The sequence below is a fragment of the Nocardia sp. CDC159 genome (assembly GCF_023740735.1).
GTDB classification, from domain to species: domain Bacteria; phylum Actinomycetota; class Actinomycetes; order Mycobacteriales; family Mycobacteriaceae; genus Nocardia; species Nocardia pulmonis.
In genome coordinates, this window is the sequence record NZ_JAMRXH010000010.1 from 87,178 (window position 1) to 103,825 (window position 16,648).

The 16,648-nt window shown below is 69.6% G+C and carries 14 protein-coding genes; 7 read left to right on the forward strand and 7 right to left on the reverse strand.

Annotated elements, in window-relative coordinates; translation table 11 throughout:
- The first annotated feature begins 202 nt into the window (after positions 1 to 202).
- On the forward strand, positions 203 to 1,669 hold the full coding sequence (locus tag NDR87_RS22330) for an amino acid permease (RefSeq protein WP_251915078.1): 1,467 nt from the start codon (positions 203 to 205) through the stop codon (positions 1,667 to 1,669).
- A 3-nt stretch (positions 1,670 to 1,672) separates the two neighbouring features.
- On the opposite strand, the gene NDR87_RS22335 is transcribed toward NDR87_RS22330, so the two are convergent.
- Positions 1,673 to 2,473 carry an ABC transporter ATP-binding protein gene (locus tag NDR87_RS22335; RefSeq protein ID WP_251915076.1) on the reverse strand — a complete coding sequence of 267 codons (801 nt, stop codon included), beginning with the start codon at positions 2,471 to 2,473 and terminating at the stop codon, positions 1,673 to 1,675.
- 33 nt (positions 2,474 to 2,506) lie between these two features.
- Between NDR87_RS22335 and NDR87_RS22340 the strand changes: the two genes are divergently transcribed.
- On the forward strand, positions 2,507 to 3,226 hold the full coding sequence (locus NDR87_RS22340) for an HAD family hydrolase (protein ID WP_251915074.1): 720 nt from the start codon (positions 2,507 to 2,509) through the stop codon (positions 3,224 to 3,226).
- A 2-nt stretch (positions 3,227 to 3,228) separates the two neighbouring features.
- On the opposite strand, the gene NDR87_RS22345 is transcribed toward NDR87_RS22340, so the two are convergent.
- Complete coding sequence (locus NDR87_RS22345) at positions 3,229 to 3,813, reverse strand: TetR/AcrR family transcriptional regulator (protein ID WP_251915072.1); 585 nt, start codon at positions 3,811 to 3,813, stop codon at positions 3,229 to 3,231.
- 89 nt (positions 3,814 to 3,902) lie between these two features.
- On the opposite strand from NDR87_RS22345, the gene NDR87_RS22350 reads away from it, so the two are divergent.
- Positions 3,903 to 4,940: a beta-ketoacyl-ACP synthase III gene (locus tag NDR87_RS22350; RefSeq protein ID WP_251915071.1), complete on the forward strand. Its 1,038-nt coding sequence runs from the start codon at positions 3,903 to 3,905 to the stop codon at positions 4,938 to 4,940.
- A 9-nt stretch (positions 4,941 to 4,949) separates the two neighbouring features.
- On the opposite strand, the gene NDR87_RS22355 is transcribed toward NDR87_RS22350, so the two are convergent.
- The gene (locus NDR87_RS22355; RefSeq protein ID WP_286013908.1) at positions 4,950 to 6,650 is read right to left on the reverse strand and encodes an FAD-binding dehydrogenase; all 1,701 of its coding nucleotides are present in this window, start codon (positions 6,648 to 6,650) and stop codon (positions 4,950 to 4,952) included.
- A 250-nt stretch (positions 6,651 to 6,900) separates the two neighbouring features.
- Here NDR87_RS22355 and NDR87_RS22360 point away from each other — a divergent pair, with 250 nt between their 5' ends.
- On the forward strand, positions 6,901 to 9,894 hold the full coding sequence (locus NDR87_RS22360) for a BTAD domain-containing putative transcriptional regulator (RefSeq protein ID WP_251915066.1): 2,994 nt from the start codon (positions 6,901 to 6,903) through the stop codon (positions 9,892 to 9,894).
- Here the strand turns inward: NDR87_RS22360 and NDR87_RS22365 are convergent.
- Complete coding sequence (locus NDR87_RS22365; protein WP_251915064.1) at positions 9,813 to 10,646, reverse strand: IclR family transcriptional regulator; 834 nt, start codon at positions 10,644 to 10,646, stop codon at positions 9,813 to 9,815. The two genes, NDR87_RS22360 and NDR87_RS22365, sit on opposite strands and share 82 nt — an antisense overlap.
- 300 nt (positions 10,647 to 10,946) lie before the next feature.
- Between NDR87_RS22365 and NDR87_RS22370 the strand changes: the two genes are divergently transcribed.
- Together NDR87_RS22370 and NDR87_RS22375 are read left to right on the forward strand one after the other, a co-directional pair.
- Complete coding sequence (locus NDR87_RS22370) at positions 10,947 to 11,777, forward strand: hypothetical protein (protein WP_251915061.1); 831 nt, start codon at positions 10,947 to 10,949, stop codon at positions 11,775 to 11,777.
- Positions 11,778 to 11,807: 30 nt separating this feature from the next.
- A complete protein-coding gene (locus tag NDR87_RS22375; protein ID WP_251915059.1) occupies positions 11,808 to 13,037 on the forward strand; it encodes a winged helix-turn-helix domain-containing protein in 1,230 nt (409 codons plus the stop codon).
- Here the strand turns inward: NDR87_RS22375 and NDR87_RS22380 are convergent.
- Positions 13,034 to 13,333 carry a hypothetical protein gene (locus NDR87_RS22380; RefSeq protein WP_251915058.1) on the reverse strand — a complete coding sequence of 100 codons (300 nt, stop codon included), beginning with the start codon at positions 13,331 to 13,333 and terminating at the stop codon, positions 13,034 to 13,036. The genes NDR87_RS22375 and NDR87_RS22380 overlap by 4 nt on opposite strands.
- A 121-nt stretch (positions 13,334 to 13,454) precedes the next feature.
- Between NDR87_RS22380 and NDR87_RS22385 the strand changes: the two genes are divergently transcribed.
- Positions 13,455 to 13,910 carry a VOC family protein gene (locus NDR87_RS22385; protein ID WP_251915056.1) on the forward strand — a complete coding sequence of 152 codons (456 nt, stop codon included), beginning with the start codon at positions 13,455 to 13,457 and terminating at the stop codon, positions 13,908 to 13,910.
- Between the two features lie 48 nt (positions 13,911 to 13,958).
- On the opposite strand, the gene NDR87_RS22390 is transcribed toward NDR87_RS22385, so the two are convergent.
- Entirely contained in the window at positions 13,959 to 15,509 is a 1,551-nt protein-coding gene (locus NDR87_RS22390) for an APC family permease (RefSeq protein ID WP_251915053.1), read from the reverse strand.
- An 84-nt stretch (positions 15,510 to 15,593) separates the two neighbouring features.
- Positions 15,594 to 16,610, reverse strand: coding sequence for a bile acid:sodium symporter family protein (locus tag NDR87_RS22395; protein ID WP_251915051.1), 1,017 nt, complete (start codon positions 16,608 to 16,610; stop codon positions 15,594 to 15,596).
- Between the last annotated feature and the right edge of the window lie 38 nt (positions 16,611 to 16,648).

A 16,648-nucleotide genomic window follows, 5' to 3' on the forward strand; every position in this document is an offset into this window, starting at 1 on the left:
CGGCAGCGGGCGGGGATTTCGATCCCCTACGCCGACCGGCGGATCGGAGCGTTTACCCAGCTATTTCCACTCGGCTGAACCGAATTTGCCCTATCGGACTCTATTGTGTGTGCAGGTCGAAATCCGAGGCCGATGTGCGGGGCCCGGCTATTGACCAGGTAACGTCAGGGCCTCCCGGAGTCGAAGAAGGAACAACCGACAGATGACCCAAGTGCGAGGCAACACGTACCTCGACGCGGAAGACGATGGCTATCACAAGAGCCTCAAGCCACGTCAGCTGCAGATGATCGCGATCGGCGGCGCAATCGGCACCGGATTATTCCTCGGTGCCGGTGGCCGCCTGCACAATGCCGGGCCGGGCCTGTTCCTGGTCTACGCCGTCTGCGGCATCTTCGTATTCTTCATCCTGCGAGCGCTGGGTGAGCTGGTGCTGCACCGGCCCTCGTCGGGATCGTTCGTCTCCTACGCCCGCGAGTTCTACGGCGAGAAGGCCGCCTTCGTCGCGGGCTGGATGTACTTCCTGAACTGGTCGATGACCGGCATCGTCGACACCACCGCGATCGCCACCTACCTGCACTTCTGGGGTCCGTTCCAGCCGATCGCGCAGTGGATCCTGGCGCTGATCGCGCTGCTGATCGTGCTGAGCATCAACTTGATCTCGGTGAAGTGGTTCGGCGAGCTGGAATTCTGGGCTGCGCTGGTGAAGGTCGTCGCCCTGGTGTCGTTCCTGATCATCGGCACGATCTTCCTGGCCGGGCGCTTCGAGATCGAGGGTCAGAGCACGGGTTTGAGTGTCATCACCCATACCGGTGGCTGGTTCCCGACCGGCATCCTGCCGCTGGTCACCGTCACCTCCGGGGTGGTGTTCGCCTACGCGGCGGTGGAGATGGTCGGCACCGCGGCGGGCGAGACGGAGAATCCGCAGAAGATCATGCCGCGGGCGATCAACTCGGTGATCTTCCGAATCGCGGTGTTCTATGTCGGTTCGCTGATCCTGCTGGCGCTGCTGCTGCCCTATACGGCGTATTCGGCGGGGGAGAGCCCATTCGTCACGTTCTTCTCCAAGCTCGGCATCGGCAATGCCGGTTCCATCATGAACTTCGTGGTGCTCACCGCGGCCTTTTCCAGCCTGAACGCCGGGCTGTATTCGACCGGTCGCATTCTGCGGTCGATGTCGATGAACGGCAGCGCGCCCAAGTTCACCAGCCGCATGAACAGCCGCGGCGTGCCCTTCGGCGGCATTCTGCTGACGAGTGTGGTCGCGCTGTTCGGCATCGCGCTGAACTACTTCGTACCCGCCCGGGCCTTCGAGATCGTGCTGAACGTGGCCTCGCTGGGCATCCTCGCCTCCTGGGCCACCATCGTGCTGTGCCAGCTGCAGCTGTGGCGCTGGTGGAAGCGCGGCGAGGCCGAGCGTCCGGCGTTCCGCATGTTCGGTGCGCCCTACACCAGCTTCGCGACGCTCGCATTCCTGCTGGCCGTGCTGGTGCTGACCGCCTTCGACTATCCGGTGGGCACCTGGACCGTGGCCAGCCTGGTGGTCCTCGTCCCGGCGCTGATCGTCGGGTGGTTCGCCGCCCGCAAGCGGGTGCTGGGGATCGCCCGCGAGCGCGAGGGCTACACGGGCGAATTCCCGGTGGTGGCCAATATTCCGCTCGACGGCGACTGACCGCTAGGTGCGCACCGCCCGGTCGGTGCGCACCTGCCAGCGGCCCTCGATCCGGGTCAGCCGGATCGGGTGGTCGAAGCAGGCGCTGACATGGGCGTCGGTGAGCACGTCCGCGACCGGCCCCTGGGCGACGCTGCGGCCCGCGCGCAGCAGCATGGCGTGCGTGGTGCCGGGCGGCAGTTCCTCCAGATGATGGGTGACCAGCACCGAGGCCAGGTCCGGATGCGCGGCCTGCAGTCGATCGATGCGGTCGATGAGCTGTTCGCGTCCGGCGACGTCCAGTCCGGTCGCGGGCTCGTCGAGCAGGAGCAGCCGCGGATTGGGCAGCAGCGCGCGGGCGATCAGCGCGCGGCCGCGCTCGCCCTGCGAGAGGGTGGGCCAGCGGGCGTCGCGGCGGTGGGTGAGGCCGAGCAGATCGATCAGCCGGTCGGCCTCGGCGATATCGGCCGCGGTCGGACTCCAGCGCTGCTTCAGATCCGCGGTGTTGGTGCGCCCGGTGAGCACCACCTCGTGCGCGGTGAGCGGATAGGGCGGGGTGTGGCGCGGGTCGACATGGCCGATGGCCGTGCGCAGTTCGCGCATATCCACCCGGCCCAGGCGGTGGCCGAGGACCTCGACCGAACCGTGTGTGGGATGTTCCACCGCGCCGAGCAGTTTCAGCAGGGTGGTCTTGCCCGCGCCGTTGGGCCCCAGCAGCGCCCAGTGCTCGCCGGGCCGGACGGCCAGCGAGACCGCGCGGAGGATGGGGTTGCGGTTGCGCACGAAGTCGACGGCGTCGACCTGGAGAATGGGGGAGCCGACCATGCGATCACGGTAGCAAACTCCTCAGACAAGCTGATGTGTGAGTCGGGTCATGGGACGACTCGGTACGCTGGCCGCGTGACTGTCGAAGCGGTGCTTTTCGATTTCTCCGGGACCCTTTTCCGACTCGAGGACGACGAGAGCTGGGCGGCGGATCTCATCACGGCCGACGGGCGTCCGCTGGACGCCGAGGAATCGGCGGAGATCCTGCGGCGGATGACCACGCCGGTGGGGCAGGCGGTGACATTCGACGAGCGCGCCCAATACGCCTGGGACCACCGGGATCTGGACCCCGCGCTGCACCGGCATGCCTATCTGGCGGTATTGCGGAAGTCCGGTCTGGCCGACGCGCAGGCCGAGCGGTTGTACGCCCGCAGCGTGGATCCGGCCGGGTGGACGCCGTATCCGGATACCGGGAAGGTGCTGGAAGGGCTTGCCGCCCAAGGTATTCCGATCGCGGTGGTCAGCAATATCGCCTTCGACTTCCGGCCCGCCTTCGCCGCGCGCGGCTGGGATCGCCACATCACGGCCTTCGCGCTGTCCTACGAGATCGGCACGGTCAAGCCCGATCCGGGCATCTTCGAGTGGGCCCTGGAGCGCGTGGGGACCCGCAACGCGCTCATGGTCGGCGACAGCGAACATGCCGACGGGGGCGCGACGGCGGTCGGCTGCCGGTTCGCGCTCGTCGATCCCGCGCCCACGCTGGAGCGGCGGACCGGGCTGATCGACGCGCTTTCGCCGTACGGCCTGCTCTGAACTCAGCTTCCGGGCAGATGATGGCGCAGTAACACCGCGAGCTGGGTGCGGGCATCGGTGAACGGCTCGGTGGACTTGAGGGCGCGGCTCTGCACGATCGTGCCCTCGATCACCGACAGCAGCAGGCTGGCCAGCGCGGAGGCGTCGGGTTTGTCGATGCCCGCGGCGACCATGCCGTCGGCGAGCCGGGCCGTCCAATCCGTGAATGCCTGCCCGGCCGCGGACTGGACGGCCGGATCGAGCTCGTCCAGGGCGGCGGCCATCATGAACGACCCCTTGCGATAGTCACTGGACTCGAGTGGCCGACGCCAGAAGGCGAACAGATCGTCGAGCCACTGCTCGGCCGAGGACGCGCTGGCCAGGGCGTCGGCGACCGTGCTCAGATGCTGATAGACCAGGCGCGAGACGATTCGCGCGGCCGTCTCCACGAGCTGGCCCTTCCCGGCGGGGAAGTGCTGATACAGCGAATTGCGCGAGGCGTTGCTGCGCTCGAGCAGTGCACTCAGACCGGCGGCGTGCACGCCGTGTTCCTGCACGATGGTGATGGTGCTCGCCAGCAAACGCGCGCGCGGGCCCGCCGTCGTCATTAGAGCCCCCTTTCAAACCTTGTGTGAACCGATTGGTTCATGTTAGATCGTAGGCAGGTGAACCGATCGGTTCATGTGGAGAGGAAGTCGTGCCCGCCCCAATCGCAACCGCCACCCCGGTCGCTCACGCCACCCTGCTCGGACTCGGGGTGTATCGCCCGCGTCGCGTCGTGCCCAACGCGGACATCGTCGAGCAGATCAACTCCTCCGACGAGTGGATCCGGACGCGCTCCGGCATCGAGGCCCGGCACTGGGCCGAGGCCGACGAGACGATCGTGTCGATGAGCACCGCGGCCGCCCGCGAGGCCCTCGCGGCCGCCGATATCGCGCCCGAGCAGATCGACGCGGTCGTGCTGGCGACCTCGTCGCAGATGGTGCTGGGTCCGTCGGCGGGTGCGGTGGTGGCCACCGAACTCGGCATGCACGACACCGCGGCCTTCGACGTCTCGGCGGGCTGCGCGGGCTTCTGCTACGCGCTGGCCAATGCCGCCAACCTGGTGCGGGCCGGGCAGGCCCGATATGTGCTGGTGATCGGCGTGGAGCGGCTGTCGGACCTGCTCGATCCGGCCGACCGCACCTGCGCGTTCATCTTTGCCGACGGTGCGGGCGCGGTCGTGGTGGGGCCGTCGGACACCGAGGGCATCGGCCCGGTCGCCTGGGGCTCGGACGGCAGCCAGACCTCGGCGATCAAGCAGGACAAGGACTTCCAGCAGTATTTCGCCGAGGTCGCGGCGGCCGAGGCCAACGGCGGCAGCACGGTGCGGCCCTATATCCGCATGAACGGCCAGGCCGTGTTCCGCTGGGCGGTCACCTTCCTGGAGAAGGCGTGTCGCGACGCGCTCGACCAGGCCGGTGTCAGCGCCGACCAGCTGGACGCCTTCGTCCCGCACCAGGCCAACATGCGCATCATCGACGCGCTGATCAAGGCCCTGGGCATCCCGGATTCGGTGGCCGTCGCCCGCGATATCGTGCGCACCGGCAACACCAGCGCCGCCTCGATCCCCATGGCCATGGAACAACTGCTGCGTTCCGGCGAGGCCAAGCCGGGCGACACCGCCCTGCTGCTCGGCTTCGGCGCCGGTCTGGCCTATGCGGGCCAGGTCGTCAACCTGCCCCGGATCAGCTGACCCGCCCGCTCAGTCCAGCACGCGGGTGAGGGCGCGGCCCGCGGCGCGACCGGAGAAGACGCACCCGCCGAGGAAGGTGCCCTCGAGGGCGTTGTAGCCGTGCACGCCCCCGCCCCCGAAGCCGGCGACCTCACCCGCGGCGTACAGGCCGGGGAAGGGGGTGCCGTCGGGGCGGATGACCTGGGAGTCGAGGTTTGTTTGCACGCCGCCCAGGGTCTTTCGGGTCAGGATGTTCAGGCGGATGCCGATCAGCGGGCCGTGGGCGGGGTCGAGGATGCGGTGCGGGGGGACGACGCGGGCGAGTTTGTCGCCGAGGGCGCGGCGGGCATTGGCGATGGCCATCAGCTGGGCGTCCTTGCTGAACTTGTTGGCCACCTCGCGGTCGCGGGCGACGATCTGGCGCTCGATGTCCGCGGCGTCGAGCAGGGGGCCGCGGCTGATCTTGTTCATGCCCTCGACCAGTTCGGTCACCGTCTTGCCCACGACGAAGTCGACGCCGTGGTCGACGAACGCCTGGATCGGTCCCGGCGCGCCCTTGGCGAGTCGGGCGCGCATCGCGTATTTCAGATCCTTGCCGGTGATATCCGGATTCTGCTCGGAGCCCGAGAGCATGAACTCCTTCTCGATGATCGTCCGCGACAGCACGAACCAGGAGTAGTCGTAGCCGGTCGACAGGATCGCCTTCATGGTGGAGTTGGTGTCGAAACCCGGGAAACACGGTGCGGGCAGGCGCTTTCCGTTGGCGTCGAACCACAGCGAGGACGGTCCCGGGATGATGCGGATGGCATGGTCGGGCCAGATCGGATCCCAGTTGTGCAGGCCCTCGGTGTAGTTCCACATCCGATCGCGGTTGACGATGCGGCCACCGGCGGCCTCGGTGATGGCCAGCATGCGCCCGTCGACATGCGCGGGCACGCCGGAGATCAGGGTCTTCGGGCACGGGCCGAGCCGGTCGGTCGGCCAGTTCTTGCGGATCAACTCATGGTTGTGGCCGATGCCGCCGGAGGCCACCAGCACCGCGGGGGCGCGGAATTCGAACTCACCCACCACAGTTCGTGAGGACGCCCGGCCACGGTCCAGATCGGTGGGCTCGAGCACCGCGCCCCGCACTCCGACCACCGCATCGTTGTCCACGATCAACTCGTCCACGCGATGGCGGAACGCGAATTCGACCAGGCCGCGCTGTTCGGCCGCGAGCACCGGCTCCAGAAAGACCCGCACCACCTCCGGCCCGGTGCCCCAGGTGAGATGGAAGCGCGGCACCGAATTGCCGTGTCCGTCCGCGGCCGCCCCACCACGTTCGGCCCACCCCACCAGCGGCACCACCCGCAGCCCGAGGTCGTGCAGATACTGCCGCTTCTCGGTGGCGGCGAATTCGACGTAGGCGCGGGCCCACTGTCGGGCCCAGTGGTCCTCGTCGTCGCGGTCGAACCCGGCCGAGCCCTGCCAGTCCTGCCAGGCCAGCTCGACCGAGTCCTTGATGCCGAGCCGACGCTGTTCGGGGGTGTCGACGAGGAACAGCCCGCCCAGCGACCAGAACGCCTGTCCACCAAGGTTGTTGCGATTCTCCTGATCCAGGACGAGGACGCGTCGCCCGGCCTTGGTGAGCTCGTAGGTGGCCACCAATGCGGCCAGTCCGGCTCCGACGACGATCACATCCGGCTGTTGCGACGACGGCACGGGTCCTCCATTCGGCGAGGTTGGATACATCGATGTATCGAATGCTGTCACCGTAGCAGAGGCGGTCGATCTGTCGGTGCCGCTCGACATAGTTGTCGCGCGGTCCGTTGACCGGACCGATTACTTCCGTTCAGCAGGGCCGGTCCGCCATGCTCGTGCTCGCGGGCGGGCTCGGGGGCTTCATTTCGGACATTCGAACCGCACTGCCGACGGTCGGGGTTGGCGCTTCACAAAGCGAGAGCCGTCGGTTCGGTGCACGACAGAACGATCGCGAGGGGCGATGAGTGTAGCGAGTCGGCAACGCGGGGGCGGGTCGGAGGAGCCCCCCGTCGAGGTGCGAGTGCTCGGTCCGGTGCTGGTATGGGCCGAGGGACGGCAGATCGCCGTCGACCGTCCGCTGGAACGGGCGGTGCTGGTGCGGTTGGGCCTGGCGCGCGGTACGCCGGTTCCGGATCAGCGAATGGCCGTCGATCTGTGGGGCGACGGCGATCTTACCCGGCCGATTCCGCGTCTGCGCGTGCTGATTTCGCGCCTGCGCGCGGCATTGGGCGGACATGCCAACGCGGTGCTGCGCTCGCCCGCGGGCTATCGCGCGAATATCGTGCTCGCCGATCTGGCCGCCGCCGAGGCCGCGGCCGACCGCATGCATGCCGCGCGGCGGGCCGGGCGGCACGAGGAGGTGCGCGCCGCGGCCCGCGAGGCGCTGTCGCATTGGCGCGCAACGGCGCTGGCCGATCTGATGGCGGTGCCGTTCGTGCGGGCCGAGGCGGCGCGGCTGGAGGAGTGGCGGCTCGGGCTGACCGTCACCGGACTCGACGCGGCGGTGGCGCTGGGCGCCGAGGCCGAGGTGATCGCCGAGCTGGCGGCCCTGGTCGACGAGCATCCCCTGCACGAGCCGCTGACCCGGCTGCACGCGATCGCGGTGTACCGCACGGGAAGTCAGGCCGATGCGCTGGATCGGTTGCAGCGGCTGCGCCGGGCGCTGTCGGACGAGCTGGGCGTGGACCCGGCGCCGGAGACCGCGGAGCTGGAACTGCGGATGCTCAACCACGATCCGGCGCTGCGCACCGCGCCCGCCCGTCTCGCCCCCGCTCCGGAACCCGCCGGGAGTGAGTACACCGGCGCGCTGCCCGTGCCGACCGACAGCTTCCTGGGTCGGCGGCGCGAGCTGTCCGCGGTGCTGGGTGCGGCCTCGCGGCCGGGATTGGTGAGTGTGGTGGGCCCGCCCGGCAGCGGGAAGTCGCGGCTCGCGCTGGAGGCGGCGCGACGGCTGGTGAGCACGGGGCGCGCGGTGCGGCTGGTGGAACTGGGCCCGCTGCACCGCGCCGACACCGTCGGTCCGGCCGTGGCGGCCGCGTTGGAAGTGGATGCGCCGCCGCAGGGTTGGGCCGCGGCGCTGGCGCCGGTGCTGCGCGATGCGGTGCTGGTCCTCGACGGCGCCGAACATGTGCTCGCCGCGGCGCGGCTGACCGCCGCGACGCTGCTGCGGCTCACACCGGGGCTGACCGTGCTGGTCACCTCCCAGCGCGCGCTGGACCAGCCGGGGGAGTTCGTCATCGGATTGGGCGCGCTGGAGCGCCCCGCGAGCGTGGAGCTGTTCGTCGACCGCTCGGTCGGGCCGCTGACCGCGGCCGAGCGGGCCGATCTGGTGTCGGTGTGCGCCGCGGTGGACTGGCTGCCCCTGGGCATCGAGCTCGCGGCCGGTCTCACCCGCACCCTCACCGTCGCACAGCTCGCCCAGCGCATCGACGCCCGGGTGCGCTTGCTGGTCGGGGGTCCCGGCGGTCGCCACGGCAGCCTGCAGGCGGCCCTGGACTGGAGTTACGAACTGCTGGAGCCGGTCGAACAGGCGGTGCTGCGCCGGATTTCGGTCTTCGCGGGCGGATTCGTGCTGGAGGCCGCCGAGGCGGTTGTGCCAGATGACGAGCTGGATCGGACCGGGGTCGCACCGGCGCTGGCCGAGCTGGTGCAGCGCAGCCTGGTGGCGGTCCACATCGATGGTGCGGGCCGGAGGTTCTCGCTGCTGGAGACCGTTCGCGCGTACGCGCTCACGAAACTGGCGGCGGCGCAGGAGGTCTCGCTCACTCGCGCGCGACATGCCGACTGGTGTCTGGAGCTGGTGACGACGGCTGGTGCGGACCGTCGGTTCGCCTCGGCCGGTGCGGTGGCCGAGGTCTTCGCCGAATGGCCGAATCTGCTCGAGGCGCTGGAGTGTGCGCCGGGCACGGCGTGGGCGCCCACGGGTCTGCGGCTGGCCACCGCGCTGCACGAGCCGTGGCTGGTCCGATCCTGGTATCGGGAGGCGCAGCGGCATTTTCGCGCCCTGATCGACGCGCCGGGAGCGACATCGGCCGAACGCGCGAACGCGTTGAGCCGCCACGCCTTTCACGCGTTGATGACCGGCGGACTCGACCGGGCGGCCGAGCTGCTGAGGCAGGCCGCCGGGTTGGCCGACGGCCTGGACGACGAGGCGCTGCTGCTGGGCATCCGGTACTACCAGGGCATCGTGGATATCGAGCGCGGCCGGTTGCCCGCGGCGGTCGACGCGCTGGAAACCGGTGAGCGGCTGGCCGAGCGGCTCGGCGACCGGACCCGGATGTCGGCGTTCGCCGACGCCCGGGGCACCGCCCAGCTGTTCGCGGGCGCCGCGCTCGCGGCCCTGGGCAGTTACCGGCGTGCCCTGGACATCGATCGCGAGCTTGGCGACGAGCACGGGTTGGCCCGTGGGCTGAGCAATTCCGCCAAGGCACTGCTGTCGCTGGGCCGCGAGAGCGAGGCCCTGTGCGCGGCCGAGGAATCCGATCTGTACGCCAAGCGGCTCGACGATCGGCAGATCCTGTCGCTCAACGAATTGGTCCGCGCCGCGGTGGCATCGGCCGCTGGTCGCCTCGACGTCGCCGAAACCCATTGCCGCACGGCGCAGGCGTGTCTCGGGGACGACATCAGCATGGCCGATATCGATCTCGCCGACGTGCTGCTGGCCAAGGGCGAGATGCCGGCCGCGCGTTCGCTGCTGGAGCGCGTCTACGCCGAGGCCCCGCCCGGTGGCACGCAATGGCTTGCGGCCCGGGCGATCTCGGCCGTGCTGGCCGCCGCCGACGGTGACCGGGCGCGGGCTCGGCACCTCGTCGACGAGGTCGGCCGGGACTACGCCCGGTCCGGATTCGGCTGGGTGCGCTACACCGCCCGGCTTCAGGCCGTGCGCGAATGGCTGGCGTGCGACGAACCGTTCGCGGCGCTGGGCGGCCGATCCGGCTGGGGCCACGGCTCATAACCTGGCCAGGGCGAGGCCGCGCGCTCGGCCCGCACGAGCCGGACCAGTTCGACGCTGATCTGGTCGGCGGTGCGGCGCACCGCCTCGGTCACGGCATCGATCCGGCGCGCCTCGAACGTGGTGGCGGCCAGGGCGGCCACCACCGTGCCCGAGGGCGCGCGCACCGGCGCGGCCACGCAGGCCACCGCGTAGGCGCGCATGTCCAGGTCGTAGGCCAGGCCGCGATCGCGCGCCGTGCTCGCCGCCTGTGCCCACTCGCGCGTCGAATATCCCTGCGGCGGTTCGGTGAAAGGCGTTGTGGCCCTGATGATTTTCTCCGCCGCCGTACCGGGCGGCAGCAGTACGCCCGCGCGCAGCGGGAAGACCTCGTTCACCTCGCGGCCGATTCCGGTCACCAGGATGGTCTGCCCCGCCTCCGCGACGGCCAGGCTGAACCCGCCGCGCTCGGTGGTGGCGGCCAGCCGCCCGAGTGGCCGGGCCGCCGCCGCCCGCAGCAGCCGCGCGGGCCGCCAGGACTGACCGAGCCGAAAAGTGCGCGGCCCCAAGGTGTATCGCCCGCCCCGGCGCTGCACCGCGCCGAGGTTGACGAGCTGGTCCAGGAGCCGATGCGCGGTCGCCTTCGGTAGGCCCGCCGCGGCGGCGATACCGGTCAGCCCCCGGTCTTCGCCGTCGGCCAGCACCTCGAGCAGTGCGAACGCGCCCTCCAGCACGCTGCGACCGCTCGTCGTCTCGTTTTTGACAATTACCTGCACGCTGTTCACCCTCGACCTTCCGCTGCGCGGATCGTCGGTGGACGATCCGGTTGCTGTCGGGCCGATGTCCGAAACCCCCGAGCGGAAGGTCACCGGCTGGCTCGATCGCCGCGTTCGTCGGGCAGCCCGCACTGCCGCCTTCGGCTGACGATCATGCCTGCGTATCGGGCGAAAATGCAAGTATGTTTCACCCCCTACGGGGACCAACCCATCGGTCCGATTCGGTGAAACGTCGGTGAGATGTCGCTGAGATGCGCCGCTTCCAGACTTGGTCGCACACACCGACCGAAAGGAACGACGATGGTGGACAGTCTCTTCGCCGATGTCTCGTATTTCCAGGTGCCGGTCGACGATTCCTATCCGTACCGGATCCTGAGCTTCCGCTCCAACGACGGCACCTTCCGGGATCCGAACTTCGCCGCGAATTACGCCTGGGCCACCGCGGCCGCCGACGACGGCCGGTTGGCGTGTTTCATCGTCTATTTCTACTGGCGGCCCAACTGGGCCGAGACGGTGAGCACCCACCGCGAGATGGTGGCGAGCTGTGGCGGCCCGCATCCGCGCATGATCGTGATGATCGACGTGGAATCGGGCGGCAATCCGGGCGGGGATCAGTCCGACGGCATCAACCGCGCCTACTGGGAGTTGGCCGGATGGCTCGGCGACGCCCGGCGGGTGATCGGTTACGCCAATGCCGGCGATCTGTTCGGCATGTGGCCGACGCGGCCGCAGGGCCTACGCCTGATCGGCGCGGGCTACGGTCGCGATCCGCATCTGCCCGGCCAGATCGCGCATCAATACACCGACGGAAACGGGTACGGCGGCGGCCTGCCCGAGGGCTGCCCGCCCTTCGGCAGCTGCGATATGAACGCCGCCAACGGGCTCTCGCCCGAGGACTTCGCCGCACGGTGCGGCGTTGGTACAGAGGAGGATTTCATGTCCGCGTTGAACGAGGCCGAGCAGCGCGAGCTGCTGGACAAGACCCGCGAGATCTGGACCCAACTGCGCGGTCCGGACGGTCAGGGGTGGCCGCAGCTGGGCCAGGACACCCACGGCCGCAATCGAACTCCGGTCGACGCGCTGGCCGCCGTGGGGGAGGCCGTGGCCGCCAAGGCGCGGTCGGTGAAATAACTTGTCGGTGCCGTCTGGCATGGTTCGCATGTGCGTACCATGACCGCCGCAGCGGCCCGCCGGACCGCGCTCGCCGCCCAGGGATTCGCCGCGCCGCGCCCGGCGTCCCCGCCCTCCCGCCGCACGATTCTGCGCACGCTGGAGCGAACCCAGCTGCTGCAGTTGGACTCGGTATCGGCTGTGGTGCGGGCCCATTACGCGCCCGTGTTCAGCCGTATCGGGGCCTACGACCGGGCGCTGCTGGACGAGGCGGCGTGGAGTCACAGCGCCCGGCGGCCGCGGCGGCTGGTCGAGTACTGGGCGCACGAGGCCGCGCTCATACCGGTCGAGGACTGGCCGCTGCTGCGGTGGCGGATGGAGCGCTACCGGCACGGTCGCTGGGGCGGCGCGCAGAATGTGTTGCGGCGCAATCCGAATCTGCCCCAGGATGTGCTGGATGTGATCGGCGAATTCGGGGCCAGCACGGCCGGTGAGGTCGAGCGGCATCTGGAACTGGATCGCCCGCGCAGCAAGGACCACTGGGGCTGGAACTACAGCGATACCAAGGTGATCTGCGAGGTGCTGTTCGCCACCGGCGAGCTGTCGGTGGCCAAGCGCGTCGGCTTTCAGCGCCACTACGACCTCACCGAGCGGGTGCTGCCGCCGGAGGTGCTGGCCCGCACGCCGGACGAGGCGGAGGCGGTGCTGGAGTTGGTGCGCCGCGCCGCGACGGCGCTGGGCATCGCCACCGAGCCCGATCTGCGCGACTACTACCGCCTGCATCGAAGCCAGACCGAGCCCGCGATCGCCGCGCTGGTGGACGCGGGGGAGTTGGAACCGGTGAGTGTGGCCGGCTGGGATCGGGTGGCCTATCTGAGCGCGGGTGCGCGCACGCCGCGGCGGGTCGAGGGCGGCGCGCTGCTGTGCCCGTTCGATCCGCTCATCTTCTTCCGGCCGCGCACCGAGCGGATCTTCGATTTCCACTACCGCATCGAGATCTACACCCCGGAAGCCAAACGGGTGCACGGCTATTACGTCTTTCCGTTCCTGCTCGACGGCGAGCTGGTGGCCCGGGTCGATCTGCGCGCCGAGCGCGGCACCGGGCGGCTACTGGTGCCCGGCGCCTTCGCCGAACCGGGCCGGGACTCCCCGTACGTGGTCGCGGAACTGGCCCGGTCGCTGCGCGAGATTGCCGATTGGCTGGAACTGGACACCATCGAGGTCGGCGAGCGCGGCGATCTGATCGTTCCGTTGCGCGGTGCCTTCGCCGCCGCGGCCTAGGTGGTCGGATCGGGTGCCGTCCGCCCGGCTGGTGCGGGCGCGCTGAGCGCCGCGGTCGTCGTGGTCTCGGTGGAGGTGATCAGGGCGTAGGCGCGGGCGAGTTCGGCCAGCGCCCCGGCGGCATTGCCGGGCTGCAGGTCCGCGACCGCGTCGGCCTCGCGGCCGATCGCCTGCAGCAGTCGCTCCCGCGCCGCCGCGGCGGCGGGTTCGTCCCGCAGGAGTACGAGGGGGACCTGCTGGATCTCCTCGTACGGTGACTCGTGCGCGGATCCCGGATGCTCGTCGGTCATCGTCATGGATTTCCTGTCGGCGCGACTATGGGGTCGCTGGGAAGGCTAACCCGCGATCGCGCGGCCGCGGCCCAACCGTCGACGAGATCGCCGTGTTTCTGTCGGACCCGGCAGGTAGGTTTCGGCCGTGGCACTGAATTGGAAACTGGTCATCGACGCCAGAAACGCCCCGGCCCTCGCCGAGTTCTGGGCGGCCGCTCTGGAATACGAGGTGGAAGACCCCACGGTCCTCATCGACCAGCTGCTGGCCGCGGGCCACATCGGCGGCGATGCGGTGACCGAGCACCGGGGCCGCAAGAACTTCCGGGGCTACGCCGCGATCCGCCACCCCGACGATCCATTCGACCCGGTCAGCGGTATCGGCCAGGGGCGGCGGCTGCTCTTCCAGGACGTCCCCGAGGGCAAGTCCGGCAAGAACCGCCTGCACATCGATGTGCACAGCGCACCCGGCGGCTTGGACGAGCTGGTGGCCCGCCTGGAGGCGCTCGGGGCAACCCGGGTCGACGAGGTCGACCAGGGCCCCGCCGGACATTGGTGGGTGCTGCGCGATCCGGAGGGCAACGAGTTCTGCGCCGCCGGATAGACCGCGCCGGAACGTCTTTCGGGTATCGGCCCGGTACTCGCCGATCCGTCAGGTATTGACCGTCGCGTCCTCGGCGATGATCGCGTCCCCCGGGGCGGGCAGCCGCCGGGCCAGGACCTGGCCGCGGAAGAACCTCGGCATCACCCGGGCGAGGATCAGGTAGAGCGGGATGCCGATCAGTAGGGTGCCGACGCCGAGGAGGAAGATCGCTCCGATGCGCCAGTGCGGCGGGAAGGGCATGAGCCAGGCGGCATCGTCGGCGCCCGGCTGCCAGGAGGTCACCGCCGTCCAGCCGGCGGCGAACAGCAGGGCGATGCCGCCCAGTGCCGGGAGCACGCCCTTGATCAGGAAAGTCCTTGCGTCGGAAGTGAAGTCGTGGCGGTGCAGCCAGGCGCAGCTCAGACCGGTCAGGCCGTAGTAGAGGCCGATCGAGATGCCGATGGCGGTGACCGCCTCGCTGATCAGGCGGCCGCCGGAGACGAAGTTGAGCACCACGTACAGGGCGACCGACATCGCGCCGAACACGATGGTGGAGAACGCGGGGGTCAGCCAGCGCGGGTCGATGCGGCCGAATGCCCTGGGCAGCGCGTGATGCAGCGCCATCGAATACGTCGTGCGGGCGGTCGGCAGGATCGTGGTCTGGGTCGAGGCCGCCGCGGAGGTCAGCACCATCAGGAACAGCAAGTGCACCAGCACGTCGCCTACGGTGCTGTCGCCGAACACCGCGCTGCCCAGCGCGCCGAGCACGTCGTCGACATGGGCGGGATTGGCCAGGCCCAGACCCTCGCGGCCCGCCCCGGCGAAGGCCTGGGCCGCCACGGTGACGAGCAGATACAGCGCCACCAGTGTGACCGTCGACAGCACGGCCGAGCGCCCGGGCGTGCGCCGCGGATCGACGGTCTCCTGATTGACCGACACCGCCGAATCCCAGCCCCAGTAGATGAACACCATCAACAGCACCGCGGTCACGAAGTCGTTGAAGGTGCCGATCGCGAACGGATCGAACCAGGACAGGTCCGGCACGCTCGCCCCCGGCGGCGCGTGCCCGGTCGCGACCCGCACCAGCGCGACCACCGAGAACAGCACGAGCATGCCGAATTCGACGGTCAGCAGCGCCGACTGCAGCCGCGCGGACACATCGATCCCGCAGACCGCGACGATCGTCATCACGATCAGATAGCAGATCCCCAGCAACAGCACCCAGCCGCTGGTCGGATCCGAACCGATGCCCTGGGCGCCCACCAGCAGGAAGGTGTACTGCGCGCTGATCTGCGCCAGGCTGGCCATCACCAGCAGATCCGACACCACGATCGCCCAGCCCGACATCCACCCGGTGAACGGCCCGAACGCCCGCGTGGCCCACACGAAGGTCGTGCCCGGATCCGGCTCCACCTGATTGAGTTCGCGATAGCCGATCGCGACCAGCAGCATCGGCACGAAGGCCAGCAGCACGATGATCGGCGCGTGCAGCCCGACGGCGGCGGCCACCAGGCCGAGGGTGGCGGTGATGCTGTAGGCGGGCCCGGCGGAGGCCACGCCGATCACCACGCTGGAAACCAGGGAAAGCGCACCGGAACGCAAGGTGCTGGGGGAACTCACCGGGTAAGGGTAAGGGCTACCTGAGGGCAACACCGCATCGGCCGAACGGCCTCCCGGGCGGGCGCCCGGGAGGCCGCGCGGGCCTCAGGCCGCGACCGCGGACTGCCGCGGCGAAACCGGTTGCGCCGCCTCGGCTTCCTCGGCCTGGCGGCCCCAGCGGCCCGCCAGGCTCGCGCAGGTGAACAGCTGGATCTGGTGGAAGATCATCAGCGGCAGCACGATCAGGCCCACCGCATGCCCGGCGAACAGCACCGTCGCCATCGGCAGCCCGCTGGCCAGGCTCTTCTTGGAACCGCAGAAGATCATCACGATCCGGTCGCCGCGATCGAAGCCGAACAGTTTGCTCATGACCGAGGTCAAGCCGAGCACCACGGCCAGCATGCCCGCGCAGATGCCGACCACCGCGACCAGCGACCACGGCGAGATGCTGCTCCAGATGTGTTCGACCATCCCCGCGCTGAAGGCCGCGTACACGACCAGATACACCGATCCGCGATCGACAACCCTGGTGACGGCCGTGTGCTTCAGCAGCCACCGCATCCGCGACCGCAGCAACTGCCCGGCGAGGAACGGCAACAGCAGCTGCAGCACGATCGACAGCACCGCCTTCGGCGAGACCGTCGCGCCGCCGGTGGTGTTCATGAGCAGCATGACCAGCAGCGGGGTGGCGAACACGCCGATCAGGTTGGACAGCGAGGCGCTCACGACCGCCCCGGCCACGTTGCCGCGCGCGATCGAGGTGAACGCGATCGAGGACTGCACGGTCGAGGGCAGCAGCGTCAGATACAGCAAACCGGTGTAGAGCTCCTCAGTGAGCACCGAGGGCACCAGCAGTCGCAGCGCCAGCCCGATGAGGGGGAACACCACGTAGGTGACCGCGAGTACCGCCGAATGCAATCGCCAGTGCTTGAGACCCTGGATGGCCTCCCGGGGTTCGAGCCGGGAGCCGTAGAGGAAGAACAGCACCCCGATGGCGATCGTGGTGGCCCAGTCCAGCACGCCCGCGGCCGCGCCCCGGGCGGGCAGCACGGCGGCCACCAGCACACTGGCGAGGATGCCGAGCATGAAGGCATCGATGCGGAGTTTGGCGAGGAACTTCATTACTCGACGGTAGCCAGTGACCGAATGATCACGATAGA